Origin of the sequence: Pseudomonas algeriensis (assembly GCF_048847255.1) — a bacterium.
Classification (GTDB): domain Bacteria; phylum Pseudomonadota; class Gammaproteobacteria; order Pseudomonadales; family Pseudomonadaceae; genus Aquipseudomonas.
On sequence record NZ_JBKKRK010000018.1, the window covers coordinates 19,201 to 35,593 of the forward strand.

The 16,393-nt window shown below is 61.8% G+C and carries 16 protein-coding genes; 8 read left to right on the forward strand and 8 right to left on the reverse strand.

From position 1 onward, the window contains the following. Positions 1-567: a DJ-1 family glyoxalase III gene (locus ACLK1G_RS21715; RefSeq protein ID WP_420767286.1), complete on the reverse strand. Its 567-nt coding sequence runs from the start codon at positions 565-567 to the stop codon at positions 1-3. 78 nt (positions 568-645) lie between these two features. Next, a complete protein-coding gene (locus ACLK1G_RS21720; RefSeq protein WP_420767287.1) occupies positions 646-1,086 on the reverse strand; it encodes a DUF4879 domain-containing protein in 441 nt (146 codons plus the stop codon). 217 nt (positions 1,087-1,303) lie between these two features. Between ACLK1G_RS21720 and ACLK1G_RS21725 the strand changes: the two genes are divergently transcribed. The 4 genes from ACLK1G_RS21725 (at position 1,304) to ACLK1G_RS21740 (ending at position 5,268) form a co-directional block, all read left to right on the forward strand. After that, the gene (locus ACLK1G_RS21725; protein WP_420767288.1) at positions 1,304-2,599 is read left to right on the forward strand and encodes an NCS2 family permease; all 1,296 of its coding nucleotides are present in this window, start codon (positions 1,304-1,306) and stop codon (positions 2,597-2,599) included. Then, the gene (gene trmA / locus ACLK1G_RS21730; RefSeq protein ID WP_420767289.1) at positions 2,596-3,675 is read left to right on the forward strand and encodes a tRNA (uridine(54)-C5)-methyltransferase TrmA; all 1,080 of its coding nucleotides are present in this window, start codon (positions 2,596-2,598) and stop codon (positions 3,673-3,675) included. Before ACLK1G_RS21725 ends, trmA begins: the two co-directional genes overlap by 4 nt. A 296-nt stretch (positions 3,676-3,971) precedes the next feature. Beyond that, complete coding sequence (gene aroQ, locus ACLK1G_RS21735; protein ID WP_420767290.1) at positions 3,972-4,412, forward strand: type II 3-dehydroquinate dehydratase; 441 nt, start codon at positions 3,972-3,974, stop codon at positions 4,410-4,412. A gap of 4 nt (positions 4,413-4,416) precedes the next feature. Beyond that, positions 4,417-5,268 carry a shikimate dehydrogenase gene (locus ACLK1G_RS21740; protein ID WP_420767291.1) on the forward strand — a complete coding sequence of 284 codons (852 nt, stop codon included), beginning with the start codon at positions 4,417-4,419 and terminating at the stop codon, positions 5,266-5,268. A 156-nt stretch (positions 5,269-5,424) separates the two neighbouring features. Here ACLK1G_RS21740 and ACLK1G_RS21745 read toward each other — a convergent pair whose 3' ends face one another. Next, positions 5,425-6,102: a TetR/AcrR family transcriptional regulator gene (locus tag ACLK1G_RS21745; RefSeq protein ID WP_420767292.1), complete on the reverse strand. Its 678-nt coding sequence runs from the start codon at positions 6,100-6,102 to the stop codon at positions 5,425-5,427. A 102-nt stretch (positions 6,103-6,204) separates the two neighbouring features. After that, positions 6,205-8,103 (reverse strand): 3-dehydroshikimate dehydratase QuiC, encoded by a 1,899-nt coding sequence (quiC, locus tag ACLK1G_RS21750; RefSeq protein ID WP_420767293.1) that lies wholly within the window; start codon positions 8,101-8,103, stop codon positions 6,205-6,207. Between the two features lie 258 nt (positions 8,104-8,361). On the opposite strand from quiC, the gene ACLK1G_RS21755 reads away from it, so the two are divergent. After that, entirely contained in the window at positions 8,362-9,699 is a 1,338-nt protein-coding gene (locus tag ACLK1G_RS21755) for an MFS transporter (RefSeq protein ID WP_420767294.1), read from the forward strand. A gap of 189 nt (positions 9,700-9,888) precedes the next feature. On the opposite strand, the gene ACLK1G_RS21760 is transcribed toward ACLK1G_RS21755, so the two are convergent. Next, positions 9,889-10,767, reverse strand: coding sequence for a DMT family transporter (locus ACLK1G_RS21760; RefSeq protein ID WP_030140327.1), 879 nt, complete (start codon positions 10,765-10,767; stop codon positions 9,889-9,891). Positions 10,768-11,019: 252 nt separating this feature from the next. Between ACLK1G_RS21760 and ypfJ the strand changes: the two genes are divergently transcribed. Continuing rightward, positions 11,020-11,907 carry a KPN_02809 family neutral zinc metallopeptidase gene (ypfJ, locus tag ACLK1G_RS21765; protein ID WP_420767295.1) on the forward strand — a complete coding sequence of 296 codons (888 nt, stop codon included), beginning with the start codon at positions 11,020-11,022 and terminating at the stop codon, positions 11,905-11,907. Further along, positions 11,908-12,855, forward strand: a complete 948-nt coding sequence (locus ACLK1G_RS21770; protein WP_420767296.1) for an alpha/beta hydrolase — start codon at positions 11,908-11,910, stop codon at positions 12,853-12,855. Between the two features lie 144 nt (positions 12,856-12,999). Here ACLK1G_RS21770 and ACLK1G_RS21775 read toward each other — a convergent pair whose 3' ends face one another. The 3 genes from ACLK1G_RS21775 to ACLK1G_RS21785 form a co-directional block, all read right to left on the reverse strand. Further along, a complete protein-coding gene (locus tag ACLK1G_RS21775; RefSeq protein ID WP_420767297.1) occupies positions 13,000-13,593 on the reverse strand; it encodes an HAD family hydrolase in 594 nt (197 codons plus the stop codon). Continuing rightward, positions 13,590-14,459, reverse strand: a complete 870-nt coding sequence (gene tesB, locus ACLK1G_RS21780) for an acyl-CoA thioesterase II (protein ID WP_420767298.1) — start codon at positions 14,457-14,459, stop codon at positions 13,590-13,592. Before tesB ends, ACLK1G_RS21775 begins: the two co-directional genes overlap by 4 nt. Before the next feature lie 103 nt (positions 14,460-14,562). Next, entirely contained in the window at positions 14,563-15,132 is a 570-nt protein-coding gene (locus tag ACLK1G_RS21785) for a GNAT family N-acetyltransferase (protein WP_420767299.1), read from the reverse strand. A 73-nt stretch (positions 15,133-15,205) separates the two neighbouring features. Here ACLK1G_RS21785 and ACLK1G_RS21790 point away from each other — a divergent pair, with 73 nt between their 5' ends. Then, the gene (locus tag ACLK1G_RS21790; RefSeq protein WP_420767300.1) at positions 15,206-16,126 is read left to right on the forward strand and encodes a histone deacetylase family protein; all 921 of its coding nucleotides are present in this window, start codon (positions 15,206-15,208) and stop codon (positions 16,124-16,126) included. Positions 16,127-16,393: the final 267 nt, after the last annotated feature.

Genomic DNA, 16,393 nt, shown 5'->3' on the forward strand with positions numbered 1-16,393 from the left:
TCACGCCAACAACTCCGCCGCCACCACGCTCCTCACCCCTTTACCGGCTAATGCTTCCACCAGCGCAAGGGCAAACACCAAGGCGGCGGCGGAACCCTGGGCGGTGATGCAATTGCCGTCCACCACCACCGGCTGGTCGACGAAGCTGCACCCGGACAGTTGCTGGCTCACGGCGGGCAGGCAGGTCATCCGGCGCTGGCGCAGCACGCCGAACGCCTGGAGCACCAACGCCGGGGCTTCGGCGATGGCGGCGAAGATGCGCCCGGCGGCCGCCTGGTCCTTGATCAACTGTTGCAAAGGCGGGTGGGCCGCCAGGTGTTGCACGCCGATGATGCCGCCCGGCAAGACGATCAAGTCGAAATCCTGCACCAGCACGTCCACCAGCATGCCGTCGGCGGTCAGGCGCGTTCCGCGTGCGCAGGTGAGCATGCGACGGCCTTCGATACTCGCCACGACGACTTCAAGCTGCGCCCGGCGCAACACGTCGATCAGCGTCACCACCTGCAAATCATCAACGCCTTCAGCCACGGCGATCAGGACTCGGGGGATCTTGGTTCCAGGCATCATGGGCACTCTCCGCTGGGTGATCCTTCAAGACTAGTCAGCTTTGCCGGGCCCTGTCAGCCGAAGGTCGTCCACGGCATGTCATTTGATGTACAACTGGGTCGACATCCGGTTGCCAGGTGCGTTGATCGACACGTTGCTGAAGCTGAAGGTGCCTTCCTGCTTGCCCTTCAGATCGAAGATATACAAGTAGCCGACCGTTCGCCGGGCTCCGGTCGAACAATCATTGAGATTGCCATTGTCGTATGCACACACCGGTGAACGGGTGCCGTCGACCTCGAAGCCGTCCAGCGTGACATTCGGCTGGTGGCCTATGCCGAGCTCCAGCACGTAGACCTTGATATGCGGGCCACTGTGGTCGCAACGGGTTTGCGCCTGTCCTGCGGAAACGTCTTCGAAACCACAGGCCGGCGACTCGACCTTGAGCACCTTGACCTCGCTCAGCGGTGGTGCCGACGCGGCGTGCGCGACCGGCACGGCCAGCCCCAGGCCGAACACCCAGGCCCATGCAATGTTTTTCATGCGATACATCCCGACCGTCCGAAATCGGGCGCAGTATGGCCCAACTTTTGCCTGCGCACACTTATGCGACGCACACCGAGGATCGCAGCCACATCGCCGCGCTGCTATGATGCGCGGCTTTTTCCGACCCGCAGAAAATCCCGGCGCCCCTGGCGACCTGTGCTTTGCTGTTGAGGTCGATACATTCACGGCGCCGCGCGCGCCACGGGGAGCAGACATGCTGGAAAGGCTGTTTCAACTCAAGGCACACAATACCAACGTGCGGACCGAGATCCTGGCGGGCGTCACGACGTTCCTGGCCATGGCCTACATTCTGTTCGTCAACCCGAGCATCCTCGGCGAAACCGGCATGGACAAGGGCGCGGTATTCGTCGCCACCTGTCTGGCGGCGGCCATTGGTTCCACAGTCATGGGCCTGATCGCCAACTACCCGATCGCCCTCGCGCCGGGCATGGGCCTGAACGCCTTCTTCACCTACACCGTGGTCCTGCACATGGGCCATACCTGGCAAGTGGCGCTGGGGGCGGTGTTCGTCTCCGCCGTGCTGTTCTTTCTGCTATCGATCTTCCGCATCCGGGAATGGATCATCAACAGCATCCCGCTGCCGCTGCGCTCGGCCATCGCCGCCGGTATTGGCCTGTTCCTGGCGCTGATCGCCCTGAACAACGCCGGCATCGTGGTGAAAAACCCAGCGACCATGGTCGGCCTCGGCGACCTGAAGCAACCGGCGCCGATCCTGGCAACCCTGGGCTTCGTACTGATTGTCGCTCTGGAGGCGCTTAAAGTGCGCGGCGCGGTACTGATCGGCATCCTGGCGGTCACCATCGTCTCGATCCTGATGGGCTTCACGCCCTTTGGCGGCATCATTTCCGCGCCGCCATCCCTGGCCCCGACCTTCCTGCAGTTGGACATCAAGGGCGCCCTGGACATCGGCCTGGTCAGCGTGATCTTTGCGTTCCTGTTCGTCGATCTGTTCGATAACTCCGGCACCCTGATCGGCGTCGCCAAGCGCGCCGGGCTGATGGGCAAGGACGGCCACATGCCGAAAATGGGCCGTGCGCTGATTGCCGACAGCACCGCCGCCATGGCCGGTTCGCTGCTAGGCACTTCGACGACCACCAGCTACATCGAATCGGCGGCGGGCGTCAGCGCCGGCGGCCGAACCGGCCTTACGGCGATCGTGGTCGCGATCCTGTTCCTGCTGGCGCTGTTCTTCTCACCGTTGGCCGCCAGCGTCCCGGCCTTCGCCACCGCGCCGGCCTTGCTGTTCGTCGCGGTATTGATGACCTCCGGCCTGGCGGAAATCGACTGGGACGACGTTACCGTTGCCGCTCCGGTGGTGATCACTGCCCTGGCGATGCCGTTCACCTATTCCATCGCCAACGGCATCGCCTTCGGCTTCATCGCCTGGACCGCCATCAAACTGGTGTCCGGCCGCGGCCGTGAGCTGAACCCGGCGCTGGTCATCCTTTCGATCCTGTTCGTTATCAAGTTGGGTTGGTTCAACGCATGACTTTTGATTCCCAGGCCTACACCACCCAGCTGCAAGACAAGGTCGTGCGCCTGCGCGACCTGCTGGCTCCGTTCGAGGCCCCCGAGCCCGAGGTGTTCGACTCTCCGCTACAGAACTTCCGCCTGCGAGCCGAATTCCGCCTGTGGCGCGAGGCCGGCGAACGCCATTACGCGATGTTTTCCCAGGAAGACAAGCGCACGCCGATCCTCATCGAAGCGTTCCCCATCGCCAGCCTGCGCATCAACCAATTGATGCCGCAGCTCAAGGCCGCCTGGCAAGCCAGCGCGCCGTTGAGCCACAAGCTGTTCCAGGTGGAGTTCCTGACCACCCTGGCCGGCGACGCGATGATCACCCTGTGTTACCACCGTCCGCTGGATGAACACTGGCACGCCGCAGCTTCGAAACTGGCGGCCGAGCTGGGCGTAAGCATCATCGGCCGCTCCAAGGGCAAACGCGAAGTGATCGGCCACGACTACGTGGTGGAGAAACTCGACGTGGGCGGCCGCACCTTCAGCTACCGCCAACCCGAAGGCGCCTTCACCCAGCCCAACGGCACGGTGAACCAGAAGATGCTCAACTGGGCTTATGAAGCCCTGGGCGATCGCAATGACGACCTGCTGGAGTTGTACTGCGGCAACGGCAACTTCACTCTGCCGCTGGCAACCCGTGTGCGCAAAGTGCTCGCCACTGAGATCAGCAAGACTTCGGTCAACGCCGCACTGAGCAACCTCAGCGAGAATGCGGTAGACAATGTCACGCTGGTGCGCCTGTCCGCTGAAGAGCTGACCGAAGCCCTGAACGAAGTTCGGCCGTTCCGGCGCCTGCAGGGCATCGACCTGAAAAGCTACGAATTCGGCAGCGTCTTCGTCGACCCGCCTCGCGCCGGCATGGACCCGGACACCTGCGAGCTGACCCGGCGCTTCGACAACATCCTCTACATCTCTTGCAACCCCGAAACCCTCGCCGCGAACATCGCGCAACTGAACGATACCCACCGCATCACGCGCTGCGCGTTGTTCGATCAATTCCCTTGGACCCACCACATGGAATCCGGGGTGTTGTTGACGCGGCGCTGAGTCCTCCCTTTCGGGGTGAAGGATTACCCTGTGGCGAGGGGATTTATCCCCGCTGGGCTGCGAAGCGGCCCTCTGCTCTGTCTTGTCTGGCCTCTTGCGAGTGCTGCGCACTCGAGCGGGGATAAATCCCCTCGCCACAATTGCTCTCCCTCACCTTTCGGCCGGCAATGTTCGATCATCGAACACTTATTGCCCGACAACCGCTGCTTTATTTGACCAAATTAACCATCTAGTACAATTTATCTCCACCGGCTGAAACCCGCCGAGACCAACAATAAAAATGTGGAGATTGTGCGATGCCTCCGATCGTTCTGGTGCTCAACGGCCCGAACCTGAACCTGCTCGGCACCCGCGAGCCGGCGACCTATGGCCACGAAACCCTGGCCGATATTTCCGCCCTGTGCGGCCGCGCCGCCGAGGAGTTCGGCCTGACCGTGGAATTTCGCCAGACCAACCAGGAGGGTGAATTGATTGATTGGATTCACGGCGCCCGAGGCCGGTGCGGCGGTATCGTCATCAACCCGGCGGCCTGGACCCACACCTCCGTGGCGATCCGCGATGCCCTGGTGGCGAGCGAAGTGCCGGTCATCGAAGTCCATCTTTCCAACGTCCACGCCCGCGAGACGTTTCGCCACCACTCCTTCGTCTCATCCGTCGCCATCGGCGTGATGTGCGGGTTTGGCAGCCATGGTTATCGCCTGGCCCTCGAACATTTCAGTCATCGGTTGAAGGGTTGAGCGCATGCCGAACGTCACTGTACTGGCCGGCCTGATCGGCGCGGGTATCCAGGCGTCTCGCACGCCAGCGCTGCACGAGCGCGAAGGCGATGCCCAAGGCATGCGTTACCTGTATCGACTGATCGATCTAGACGCGCTGAAACTCGACAGCAGCGCCCTGCCCGACTTGCTGATGGCCGCCGAACGCATGGATTTCACCGGCCTGAACATCACCTTTCCTTGCAAGCAGGCGGTCATCCCTCTGTTGGATGACCTTTCGGCGGAAGCGCGGGGAATCGGCGCGGTGAACGCCGTGGTGCTCAAGGACGGCAAGCGCATCGGCCATAACACCGACTGCCTGGGTTTCGCCGAAGGTTTTCGTCGAGGCCTGGGCGATGTCGCGCGCAACCGCGTGGTCCAGATGGGCGCTGGCGGCGCTGGCGCAGCGGTGGCCCACGCCTTATTGGTGGAGGGCGTGGAGACGCTGAGCATTTTTGATGTCGAGGTCAGCCGTGCCGAGGCATTGGCCAACAACCTGAACCAACACTTCGGCGCCGGTCGCGCCCGAGCCGGGCATGACCTTTCCGCTGCCATGGCCGAAGCCGACGGCTTGGTGAACACCACGCCCATGGGCATGGCAAAACTACCGGGCATGCCGGTGCCGGTCGAGTTGTTGCGGGGCGACCTGTGGGTGGCGGAGATTGTGTATTTCCCGCTGGAAACCGAACTGCTGCGCAACGCCCGCGCGCTCGGCTGCCGCACACTGGATGGCGGCACCATGGCGGTGTTCCAGGCGGTGAAGGCGTTCGAACTGTTCAGCGGCGTGGCGCCGGATGCGGGGCGGATGCTGGCGCATTTTCAGAGCATGAATCCCTGAAGCTCGCGACAAACTCCCTGAGGGAATGACTTGTGGGAGCGAGCTTGCTCGCGATAGCGGTGGATCCGTTGATATCAACGTGACTGACATGCCGCCATCGCGAGCAAGCTCGCTCCCACATAGGCTCGCTCCCACAAGGTCTGCATAGGTTCAGGATCAGGCCTGCAAGTACCGCAACACCGACTCACACACCATCTGTCGGTGCCGCTGCTTGACCGCTTCGTCCGACAAGTCGATCTGAAAGATCTCACCAAACGTCTGGCGGTTCGACACCCGGTAGAAGCAGAACGAACTGATCAGCAAATGTACATCCAGCGGTTCCAGGCCGGCGCGGAACACCCCTTCTTCGGCGCCGCGACGCAGGATCACGCCCAGGGAGTCGAGGATGGTATTGGTCATCGCCTTGATTGCACCAGACTGTTTCACGTACTCGGCGTTGTGGATGTTTTCAATGCAGACGATACGCACGAAATCCACGTTGCGGTCGTGGTGATCGAAGGTGAATTCCACCAGGCGCCGGATCGCCTCGACTGGCGCCAGCTCTGCCAGGTGCAAGCGGCTTTCGGTGGTGCGGATATCGCCGTAGAGTTTCTCCAGCACCTCGACGTACAACTGTTCCTTGCTGCCGAAGTAGTAATAGATCATGCGCTTGGAGGTGTGGATGCGCTCGGCGATAGCGTCGACCCGAGCGCCCGCCAGGCCTTGCTGGACAAACTCGACGATGGCTTCCTGGAGAATGTTCTCCCGGGTTTTCTCCGGGTTGTTCTTGCGACTCTTGCGCGGCGCGGCGACAGGTTCGTCGAGGGCTGCGGAAAGCTCTGGATTCATAGTCATTGCGGGCTCACGGCCGTCACTGCACAGGTTGGCGATTATGGGCCGCACCGGGCAGTGAAGGAAGCCAAGGCACTGCCCTTTACCGCCATCGTTACGATTTCCCTACAACTTGGCGTGCCGCACGCCGCCACTGCGGGACTTGGCCATGGCCGCCAGGCGCACCGCGACGTTGGCGGCGCCGTACCCGGCGTAACCATTCTTGCGCTGGATGATTTCGAAGAAGAAACGCCCTTCGAACGGCTCGGTATAGACATGAAACAGCTCGCCACCCTGGGCATCCCGGTCGTACAGCACGTTGAAGTATGCCAGCTCGCTGAGGAACTCATCGTCGAAATCGAAACGCGCCGCCAGGTCGTCGTAGTAGTTGAGGGGGATGTCCAACAACGGCACCCCGGCCTCCTTGGCACAACTGACCTGGGCAAAGATGTCATCGCAATCGAAGGCAATGTGATGCACGCCGGAACCGCGATAACTCGACAGCGCATGTGAGATTGCGGTGTTGCGGTTCTCGGAAATGTTCAACGGCAAGCGAATCGAGCTGCAGCGGCTGCGCAGCGCACGGCTTTTCACCAGGCCATACGGGTCCGGCAGTACCACTTCATCATCGGCCTCGAAATCCAGCAGGCTCTTGTAGAACAGCACCCAGCTGTCGAGGCTGTCGGCCGGCAGCGCCATCGCCATGTGGTCGATGCGCTTGAGCCCGGCGCCGATGGCGGCAGCGGGCTGCAGATTGAAGTCGGTGCCGTAGACGTCGGCGTCCTGATCCACCAGGTAGATCAGGCTGCTGTCCGGCGCGCGTACCGCCGCCAGCTCCAGTTCATTGGGCCCGACGAGCCCGCGATACGGCTGGCCCTTGTAGGCCACGGCCCGTTTCAGGGCGCTGGTGCTGTCCTTGACGCGTACCGCCATGGCGCACAGCGAAGGGCCGTGGGCCTCGAAAAAACTATGGGCGAAGGAATACGGCTCGCAATTGAGGATCAGGTTGATATCGCCCTGGCGCAACAGGCTGACGTTCTTGGAGCGATGCTGGCCGGCCTTGACGAAGCCCAGGCGCTCCAGCCAATGGGCGAGCTTGGCGCCGAGATTGTCATCCACGGCAAATTCAAGGAACTCGATGCCGTTGTATTCGCTGGCCGCAGGGGTCTCGAACAGAATTTCAGGCGTCTGCGCGGGCGCTTCCTCGGCCAGGCGCTGGCGCGTCTTCTCTTCCAGGTACAGCAGTGAACGCAACCCATCGGCTGCATTGGCCCTGGGCGGCGCGGCGCGAAAGCCGTCGTTGAAGATTTCCAGCGACAGCGGCCCGGTGTAGCCGCTCTTGATGATCGGCGCGAGGAATCCCGGCAAATCGAATTCGCCCTGACCCGGGAAACACCGGAAGTGCCGGCTCCATTCCAGGACGTCCATCGCCAGGATCGGCGCATCGGCCATTTGCACGAAGAAGATTTTCTCGCCTGGAATCTCGGCGATGGCGCTGGGGTCGCCCTTGAGCGACAAGGTATGGAAACTGTCGAGCAGCACGCCCAGGCTCGGGTGATCGGCTTGGCGGACGATGTTCCAGACCTGTTGATAAGTATTGACGTGCCGGCCCCAGGCCAACGCTTCATAACCGATGCGCAAGCCTCGGGCGCCGGCCCGCTCGGCCAGCAGCCGCAGGTCATCGATCAGTATCCGTTCGTCGCCGACGCTGTCGGCCGAAGCATTGCTGCACACCAGCACCAGGTCGGTGCCCAACTCCTGCATCAAGTCGAACTTACGCTCGGCTCGCTCCAGGTTGCGCGCCAGGCGATCCCGGCGGCATCCTTCAAAATCTCGAAAGGGTTGGAACAGCGTGATGGCAATGCCCAGGTCGGCGCACATCTGCCTGATTTCCCGAGGGCTGCCGTCGTAGTAAAGGAGATCGTTCTCGAAAATCTCCACACCGTCAAAACCGGCGGCGGCAATGGCTTCGAGTTTTTCCGGCAGGGTACCGCTCAAGGAAACAGTGGCAATGGAACGCTGCATGACTTCGGCTCCCGGGACTGGCGTCGGCTACAAAAAATGCGCCGCTTTTTAAAAGAGTCGGGGGATTATTGAGCTGCCGGTTTCTTTGGGCAATTTAATATGTACCATCCGGTTAGTTTTTTGGGCGATTATCGAACACTATGCCCGATCAGCGAATTGACGATTTTTTGTCCACTGCCCACCATCGACATCACATTGTTGCCAAGCCTCAATGCAGACCCAGACCACACCATAAGAATTTCAAGAACGGGTGACCCTATGATTCCTTCCCAAAGTTCCCGCCTGGCCCACGGCCCGGTTGTCGCCAGCGGTGGCATCGGCGACAAGATCCGTGGCGCGATGGCCGTGGGCAAGACCCGTTGGGGCATGCTCGCCCTGGTATTTTTCGCCACGACCCTGAACTACATCGACCGCGCCGCCCTCGGAGTCATGCAGCCGATCCTCGCCAAGGAGATGAGCTGGACGGCGATGGACTACGCCAATATCAATTTCTGGTTCCAGGTCGGTTACGCGGTCGGTTTCGTGCTGCAAGGGCGGTTGATCGACAAAATCGGCGTCAAGCGCGTGTTCTTCTGCGCCGTGCTGCTCTGGAGCCTGGCGACCGGCGCCCACGGCTTGGCGACCTCGGCGGTGGGCTTCATGGTCTGCCGCTTCATCCTTGGCCTGACCGAAGCCGCCAACTACCCGGCCTGCGTGAAAACCACGCGGTTGTGGTTCCCGGCGGGCGAACGCGCCGTGGCCACCGGCATCTTCAATGCCGGGACCAACGTCGGCGCGATGTTCACCCCAATGCTCCTGCCGCTGATCCTGCACGTCTGGGGCTGGCAGGCCGCGTTCCTGTGCATGGCGGCCCTGGGCGGTATCTGGCTGGTGTTCTGGGGCCTGAAATACTTCAACCCCGAAGACCACCCGAGCGTGAAGCAGTCGGAACTGGACTACATCCAGGCCCAGGAAGAACCGGACCCGGTAAGTGTTCCGTTCTCCCGCATCCTGCGCATGCGCGGCACCTGGGCATTCGCCCTGGCCTACTCGATCACCGCGCCGGTGTTCTGGTTCTACCTTTACTGGCTGCCGCCGTTCCTGAACCAGCAATACAACCTGGGCATCAACGTGACCCAGATGGGCATCCCATTGATCATCATTTACCTGACCGCCGATTTTGGCAGTGTCGGCGGGGGGATCCTGTCGTCATTCCTGATCGGCCGCGGGGTCAATCCGATCAAGGCTCGACTGATGTCCATGCTGCTGTTCGCTTGCTGCATTGTCGGGGTGATCATGGCGGCCGGCTCCAGCAGTTTGTGGGTGGCGGTATTTGCGATTTCCCTGGCCATCGGCGCGCACCAGGCCTGGACCGCGAACATCTGGAGCCTGGTCATGGACTACACGCCCAAGCACATGATGAGCACGGTGTTCGGCTTCGGCGGCATGTGCGCGGCCATCGGCGGGATGTTCATGACTCAGTTGGTGGGGCACATCCTCACCATCACTAACAACAACTACACCGTGCTGTTCACCCTGATCCCGGCGATGTACTTCATCGCGCTGGCCTGGATGTACTTCATGGCGCCGCGCAAGGTGCCTACCCTGGAAAATTGATGGGGCTAAGCATCCCTGTTTGTCCGGGGGCATGGTGGATCTGTGGCGAGGGAGCTTGCTCCCGCTCGATTGCGCAGCGATCGCAAAAAAGCGAGGGCTGCTCCGCAGCCCAGCGGGAGCAAGCTCCCTCGCCACAAGGGCTGTGCTAGTCACAGGGACTGCGCGGGCCACAAGGGTTCTGTGTAGCGGTTATTTACGCCGCTGTTGCCACGCCGCCGCCAACCCGCTCAAGCAGATCAACGTAATACCCACCACCGTCGTCAGCGTCGGCGTATGGCTGAAAAACAACCAGCCCAGCAGCCCGGCAAAGATGATCTGGCAATACCCGAACGGCGCAAGCAGCGCCGGGGCGGCGAATCGGAAAGCCTGGGTCAGCATCAAATGCGCGGTCATCCCGCACGCCCCCAGCGCCAACATCATCAAGCCGTGGGTGACGCTCGGCACCTGCCAGAAGAACGGCACCAAGGCGCTCATCACTAGCGTATTGCACAGTCCGGCGAAAAAATTGCTGGTCGTGGGGCTGTCTATCTCGGCGAGTTTGCGCGTGAGCAGTTGATAAAAGCAGAAGAACAGCGCCGAACAGAACGGCAACAACACCGCCGGCGTGAACAAATCGCCACCGGGGTGAACAATGATCAACACCCCGATGAAACCGAAGATCACCGCGATCCACTGACCACGTGTCACATGCTCGCCCAGCAGCGGTACCGACAATGCCGTGACCAGCACGGGGGCGAGGAAGTTGACCGCTGTCGCCTCCGCCAATGGGATGAACATCAGCGAGGTGGTAAAAAACAAACTGGTGCCTAACAGGCATAAAGCCCGGGCAACCTGCCACAACGGGCGCTTGGTACGCAGCACCCGCAACCCCGAACGTGGCAGGAAAATACCCGCCATCAACAAGGTGTGCACCACGTAACGGGCCCATACCACCATGATGATGGGATAGAAACCCGAGAGATATTTGGACAACGCATCGTGACTGGAGAACAAAAACGTTGCGACCAGAATAAGCACGATGCCCTTGAAAGCCTGATTGACGCCGGAGAGCGGAGTGCTGATGGTCATGAAGGAAACCTGCGTTGCTTGATATTGAGGCCGGACGCACAGTGCAGTTATTGGGCCAGCGAGGGTTCCGATAAGTTCTGGATCCCAAGTGTAATGAAAAATCCACAGCCGGACAGGATCGGCTCGCCGATGAACCAAAATCCCCGGCGGTTGCCTGACTGCTCAAGCGCGACGCGCGCCTTGAACGCCTGAAGGCTAGACTCATCGCCACGGCAGTCATTTCTTCGCAGGGCCATTCAGAGGATTTCCCACATGTTATGGAAAAAAGGTCGCCGCAGTGACAACGTGGTGGATGCCCGGGGTGACGGTGGGGGCGGCGGCGGGATGCGTTTCGGCGGTGGCAAGGGGCTGAGCCTGACGGCCATCATCCTCATCGTCGGCATCGGCTGGATCACCGGCCAGGACCCGATGCAGATTCTTGGACAACTCACCGGGCAGATGGAACAAGGTTCCGCGCCCACCTCTTCGCAATCCCGCCAGGCGCCACCGGCCAACGATGAGCAGGCGGAATTCGTGCGCTCGATTTTGGGTGATACCGAGGACACATGGGGCCAGGTCTTCCAGCAGGCCGGGCGCCAGTACCAGCAACCGAAGCTGGTGTTGTTCAGCGGTCGGGTCAATTCGGCATGCGGCCTGGCATCCTCGGCCACCGGACCGTTCTATTGCCCGGCAGACCGACAGGTCTACCTGGACATGAGTTTCTTCCATGAAATGTCCCAGCGTTTCTCCGCCGCCGGGGACTTCGCCCAAGCCTACGTCATCGCCCACGAGGTCGGCCACCACGTGCAGACCCTGCTCGGCGTGTCGGCGAAAATCCAGGAGGCGCGCCAGCAAGGCCGGCAAATGGAAGGCGACGGCGGTTTGCTGGTGCGTCAGGAATTGCAGGCCGATTGCCTGGCCGGCGTCTGGGCCAATCACGCGCAGAAACGCCTCAACTGGCTTGAGCCAGGGGACATCGAGGAAGCCTTGACCGCCGCCAATGCCATCGGCGACGACCGCCTCCAGCAGCAAGGCCAGGGCCGCGTTGTGCCGGACTCCTTCACCCACGGCACTTCGGCCCAGCGGGTGCGCTGGTTCAAGACCGGTTTCGCCCAGGGCCAGGTCAGCCAGTGCGACACCTTCGCAGCGAAAAACCTGTAGATGAAGTGGGCGGCGTTGATCGGGCTGGTGCTCTGTTGCGCCGTTGCCCAGGCCGAGGAACACGGCGTCCAGGCGGTCGCCCAGGGGCGCCTGCTGCTCAAGGGCGGGATCATGGCCGTTGCCGTGAGCCCGCCGCCGGCTTCGATCGAGCGGGTGTTGATCATCCTTCACGGTCGGCTGCGCAATGCCGACACTTACCTTCACAGCGGTGAAAAGGCCGCCGCGCAGGCCGGTCAATCGACCACGACGTTGATCATCGCCCCGCAGTTTCTCAACGAACTGGATGCGGCACGTCATCAGTTGCCCGCCGACCTCCTGCGCTGGCAAGGCAACGACTGGATGGCGGGCGGCTTGTCCATCGGACCGAATCCGGTCAGTTCATTTCAAGTGCTGGACGACATCGTGGCGCGGGTCAGCGACCGACAGCAGTTTCCAGAAGTGAAGGAAATCGTCATCGCCGGCCATTCCGGTGGCGCCCAGGTGGTGCAGCGCTACGCCCTGCTCGCCCACGGCACGTATCGCATCGCACCTCGGTTCGTCATCGCCAATCCATCGTCGTATGCTTATCTTGACGCGCAACGGCCCATGGCGTTCGACCCAGCCAGTTGCCCGGCTTTCAATCGCTGGAAATATGGCTTGGAGTACCTGCCCGCCTATGCGTCCGGACAAACCGCCACGCAGCTCGAAGATCAATACATCAAGCGCGACATCACTTATTTGCTGGGACAACAGGACATCGACCCGGAGCATCCGGCGCTGGACAAAGGCTGCGAGGCTCAGACCCAAGGGGCGTATCGCTTACTGCGCGGGCATTTCTTTTTCGACTACCTGACGCGGCGCCATCCGCAAGGACTCAACCAGCGGCTGATCGAAGTGCCAGGGGTTGGGCATGATGGGGATGGGATGTTCAACTCGCCGGAGGGGCTACAAGTATTGTTTGGGCAGTAAGTCTTGTGGCGGCGTATCGGGCCTCATCGCGAGCAAGCTCGCTCCCACAGTGGGCCTGGTGCAGACACAAATCTTGCGCTCGACGGAAATCTCCTTGTGGGAGCGAGCTTGCTCGCGATGACGATCAATCAGCCAACCGACCTCTCAAGCCGACAACATCCGCCGCAACTCCTCGCAATCCCGCGCATGCCAGTCCGTCAATTCAGGCCAGGGATTGTCCGGCAGGTTCACCAACACCGTCCGCGCCCCCGCTGCCCGGCCGCAGTCCAGGTCAAAGCGGTAATCCCCCACCATCACCATCGAGCCGGGCGCCACTTCCCACGCCTCGGCCAGTTTCAACAGGCCACCGGGGTGCGGTTTGGGCGGTGCCTCGTCGCGGCCCAGCACGTCTTGCACCGCAAAACAGTCAGCCAGGCCGATGGCTTCGAGGGTGATATGCGCCAGCTCGCGGGCATTGCGGGTCAGGATGCCCAGGCGGTACCCACGCCCGGCCAGCTCACGCACCAATTCGACCGCCCCCGGCGCGGGCTTGGAGCCCAGCGCCAGGTCCCGTTCGTGCTCCAGCAACCAGGCGTGCTTGGCGGCGGCTTCTTCCGCGGGCAATGCCGCCAGGTGCGTAAGGATGTCGTCTTCGGCCGGAATCGCCAGGGCGACGCGGATCGCGGCGAAATCATGCACGGCAATGGTCAGCGTGCCATCCATGTCGAACACCCAATGGCGCACATCGGACAGGCTCATGCCCAGTCCTTGCGATGGCGGATGAGGCCTTCCTGGGTCACCGATGCCACCAACTGCCCGGCGCGGTTGAACACGCTGCCTCGGGAGAATCCACGGGAATTTCCGGCCCACGGGCTGTCCATGGCATAGAGCAACCAGTCATCGGCGCGCAGGTCGGCATGGAACCACAACGCGTGGTCAAGACTGGCGACCTGCATATCCTTGTGCCACACCGACTTGCCGTGGGGCAGCAGCGAGGTGGTCAACAGGCCGAAATCCGACGCGTAGGCCAGCAGGTATTTGTGCAGGGCCGGGATGTCCGCCAAGGCGCCATCGGCACGGAACCACACGTATTTGACCGGATCGGCCGGTTGCGGGTTGTAAGGGTCTTTTTCGGTGACCGGACGCACCTCGATCGGCTTGGGGCAAAGCAGTTTTTCGCGCATGTGCTCGGGCAGCAGATGGGCGCGCTGCTGGGTCAGCTCCAGCTCGGACGGCAGGTTCTCCGGCCCGATGACTTGCGGCATGGTGCTCTGGTGCTCGAAACCCTGCTCGTCATATTGGAACGATGCGCTGCAGGTGAAGATCGGATTGCCCTTTTGAATCGCCGTGACCCGCCGGGTACTGAAACTGCCGCCGTCCCGTACGCGGTCTACCTGATAGACCACCGGCAGGGCCGCATCGCCCGGACGCAGAAAATAACCATGCATCGAATGCACGTGGCGCGCCTCTTCCACGGTCTGGCTGGCCGCCGACAACGACTGGCCCAATACCTGGCCGCCGAACAACTGGCGAAACCCCAGGTCCTGGCTACGACCGCGAAACAGGTTCTCTTCGATCGGTTCCAGGGTCAGCAGGTCGACCAGATCTTCCAACACGTGGCTCATTCAGACTTTCCTCACACAGCGCAAAAACCGCGCAGTCTACGCTGCGGCGGCGGATCGATAGTGGCCCGGGCCATTTTGGTGGGCATTGTAACGTCCGTGTCGGCTAACCGTGCAGAGTCTGCAACCACTGCTCCCGGTCAATGCGATAGAGCACATGGTGACGCAATGGATGACCGACCGCGAGCTTTGGATGTTCGAAGTCATCGGCCGGGTCGTGGTGCATGCCGATGGCCTGCATGACCTTCTGCGACGGCAGGTTGTCGGTGGCGGTAAACGCTACCACCTCGTCCAGCCCCAGGCGGTCGAAGGCGCAACGCAACGCCGTCCACGCCGCTTCGCTGGCGTAGCCGAACCCCCAATGCTCGCGGGCCAGGCGCCAGCCGATTTCCACCGCCGGGGTAAAATGCGCATCGAACCCGACCACGCCCAGCCCGGTAAAGCCAATGAAGGCGCCAGTGTCCTTGCGCTCCAAGGCCCACAAGCCAAAACCATGCTCGGCAAAATGCCCCCGCACGCGGCCGATCAACGCAGCGCTTTCCAGGCGACTCAAGGGTGCCGGAAAATAACGCATCACTTGCGGATCGGCGGACATGGCCGCAAACGCCGGCAAATCATCGTCGCGCCACTGCCGCAATATCAGCCGTGCGCTTTCCAGTTCCAGTATCGGCTCCATCTTCACTCCCTTTCCATGCCCCAGAGTCTACATCGCTGGTAGGATCCGTGGCTCAACCACCACTGAAAACACCATGCCGCTACCGTTGATCTACCACGAAGACTACAGCCCCGAGTTCCCAGCTGATCACCGCTTCCCCATGGACAAGTTCCGCCTGCTGCGCGACCACTTGGTAGAGAGCGGCCTGGCCCGGGACACAGACCTGCTGCGTCCCGCCCTGTGCCCGCCGGAGATTCTCGCCCTGGCCCATGACCGCGCTTATATCGAACGCTACATGGGCGGCGAGTTGTCCCGCGAAGACCAACGGCGACTTGGCCTGCCCTGGAGCGAAGCCCTGGCGCGGCGAACGGTGCGCGCCGTGGGTGGCTCGCTCCTGGCCGCCGAAAAGGCGCTTGAACACGGACTGGCCTGTCATCTGGCCGGCGGCACCCATCACGCCCACTACGACCACCCGGCCGGCTTTTGCATTTTCAATGACCTGGCGGTGATCAGCCGCTACTTCCTGGCCAGCGGCCGGGTTTCGCGCGTGTTGATTTTCGACTGCGACGTACACCAGGGTGACGGTACGGCTCGAATACTCCATGACACTCCAGACGCCGTGACAGTTTCCCTGCACTGTGAAAAGAATTTTCCCGCACGCAAGGCGCAGAGTGACTGGGACATTCCACTGCCGATGGGCATGGAAGACGCTGCGTACCTTAAAGTCGTGGACGATGCGCTCAATTATCTGCTGCCGCTCTACCAGCCGGACCTGGTGCTGTACGACGCCGGCGTCGACGTACACAAGGATGACGCCCTCGGTTACCTGAAACTTACCGACGAAGGCCTCGCCGCCCGGGACGAAAGCGTCATGCGCCATTGCCTGGGGCGGGACATTCCGGTAGTGGGCGTCATCGGCGGGGGCTACAGCAAGGACCGCAAGGCCCTGGCCCGGCGCCACGGGATCCTGCACCACAGCGCACAAAAGGTCTGGGCGTCATCAGGCTGTCATTGAAATCTGGGCGCTTTACCCACAATGCCTGTGGAGCGGCCTGTGGATAACCTGAGCGAAACGGCTTACAGCCTATGGCGCGTATAGCTTGCGTAGATGTGGTTGTTTTTTGATCACGTATTCAGAAGGCATCACATTCAAATGTGGGAGCGAGCCTGCCCCGATAGGGACATGTCAGTCGACATGGATGTTACTGATCCGCCGCTTCGCGAGCAGGCTCGCTCCCACAGGAGTTTGTACTGATAGAATGCCGCGCTATTCCTCGTTTCC

Bases quoted from the DNA above. Each gene is read 5' to 3' on its own strand.
- ACLK1G_RS21715 (WP_420767286.1), bottom strand. From the start codon at position 567: ATGATGCCTGGAACCAAGATCCCCCGAGTCCTGATCGCCGTGGCTGAA.
- ACLK1G_RS21720 (WP_420767287.1), bottom strand. From the start codon at position 1,086: ATGAAAAACATTGCATGGGCCTGGGTGTTCGGCCTGGGGCTGGCCGTG.
- ACLK1G_RS21725 (WP_420767288.1), top strand. From the start codon at position 1,304: ATGCTGGAAAGGCTGTTTCAACTCAAGGCACACAATACCAACGTGCGG.
- trmA (WP_420767289.1), top strand. From the start codon at position 2,596: ATGACTTTTGATTCCCAGGCCTACACCACCCAGCTGCAAGACAAGGTC.
- aroQ (WP_420767290.1), top strand. From the start codon at position 3,972: ATGCCTCCGATCGTTCTGGTGCTCAACGGCCCGAACCTGAACCTGCTC.
- ACLK1G_RS21740 (WP_420767291.1), top strand. From the start codon at position 4,417: ATGCCGAACGTCACTGTACTGGCCGGCCTGATCGGCGCGGGTATCCAG.
- ACLK1G_RS21745 (WP_420767292.1), bottom strand. From the start codon at position 6,102: ATGACTATGAATCCAGAGCTTTCCGCAGCCCTCGACGAACCTGTCGCC.
- quiC (WP_420767293.1), bottom strand. From the start codon at position 8,103: ATGCAGCGTTCCATTGCCACTGTTTCCTTGAGCGGTACCCTGCCGGAA.
- ACLK1G_RS21755 (WP_420767294.1), top strand. From the start codon at position 8,362: ATGATTCCTTCCCAAAGTTCCCGCCTGGCCCACGGCCCGGTTGTCGCC.
- ACLK1G_RS21760 (WP_030140327.1), bottom strand. From the start codon at position 10,767: ATGACCATCAGCACTCCGCTCTCCGGCGTCAATCAGGCTTTCAAGGGC.
- ypfJ (WP_420767295.1), top strand. From the start codon at position 11,020: ATGTTATGGAAAAAAGGTCGCCGCAGTGACAACGTGGTGGATGCCCGG.
- ACLK1G_RS21770 (WP_420767296.1), top strand. From the start codon at position 11,908: ATGAAGTGGGCGGCGTTGATCGGGCTGGTGCTCTGTTGCGCCGTTGCC.
- ACLK1G_RS21775 (WP_420767297.1), bottom strand. From the start codon at position 13,593: ATGAGCCTGTCCGATGTGCGCCATTGGGTGTTCGACATGGATGGCACG.
- tesB (WP_420767298.1), bottom strand. From the start codon at position 14,459: ATGAGCCACGTGTTGGAAGATCTGGTCGACCTGCTGACCCTGGAACCG.
- ACLK1G_RS21785 (WP_420767299.1), bottom strand. From the start codon at position 15,132: ATGGAGCCGATACTGGAACTGGAAAGCGCACGGCTGATATTGCGGCAG.
- ACLK1G_RS21790 (WP_420767300.1), top strand. From the start codon at position 15,206: ATGCCGCTACCGTTGATCTACCACGAAGACTACAGCCCCGAGTTCCCA.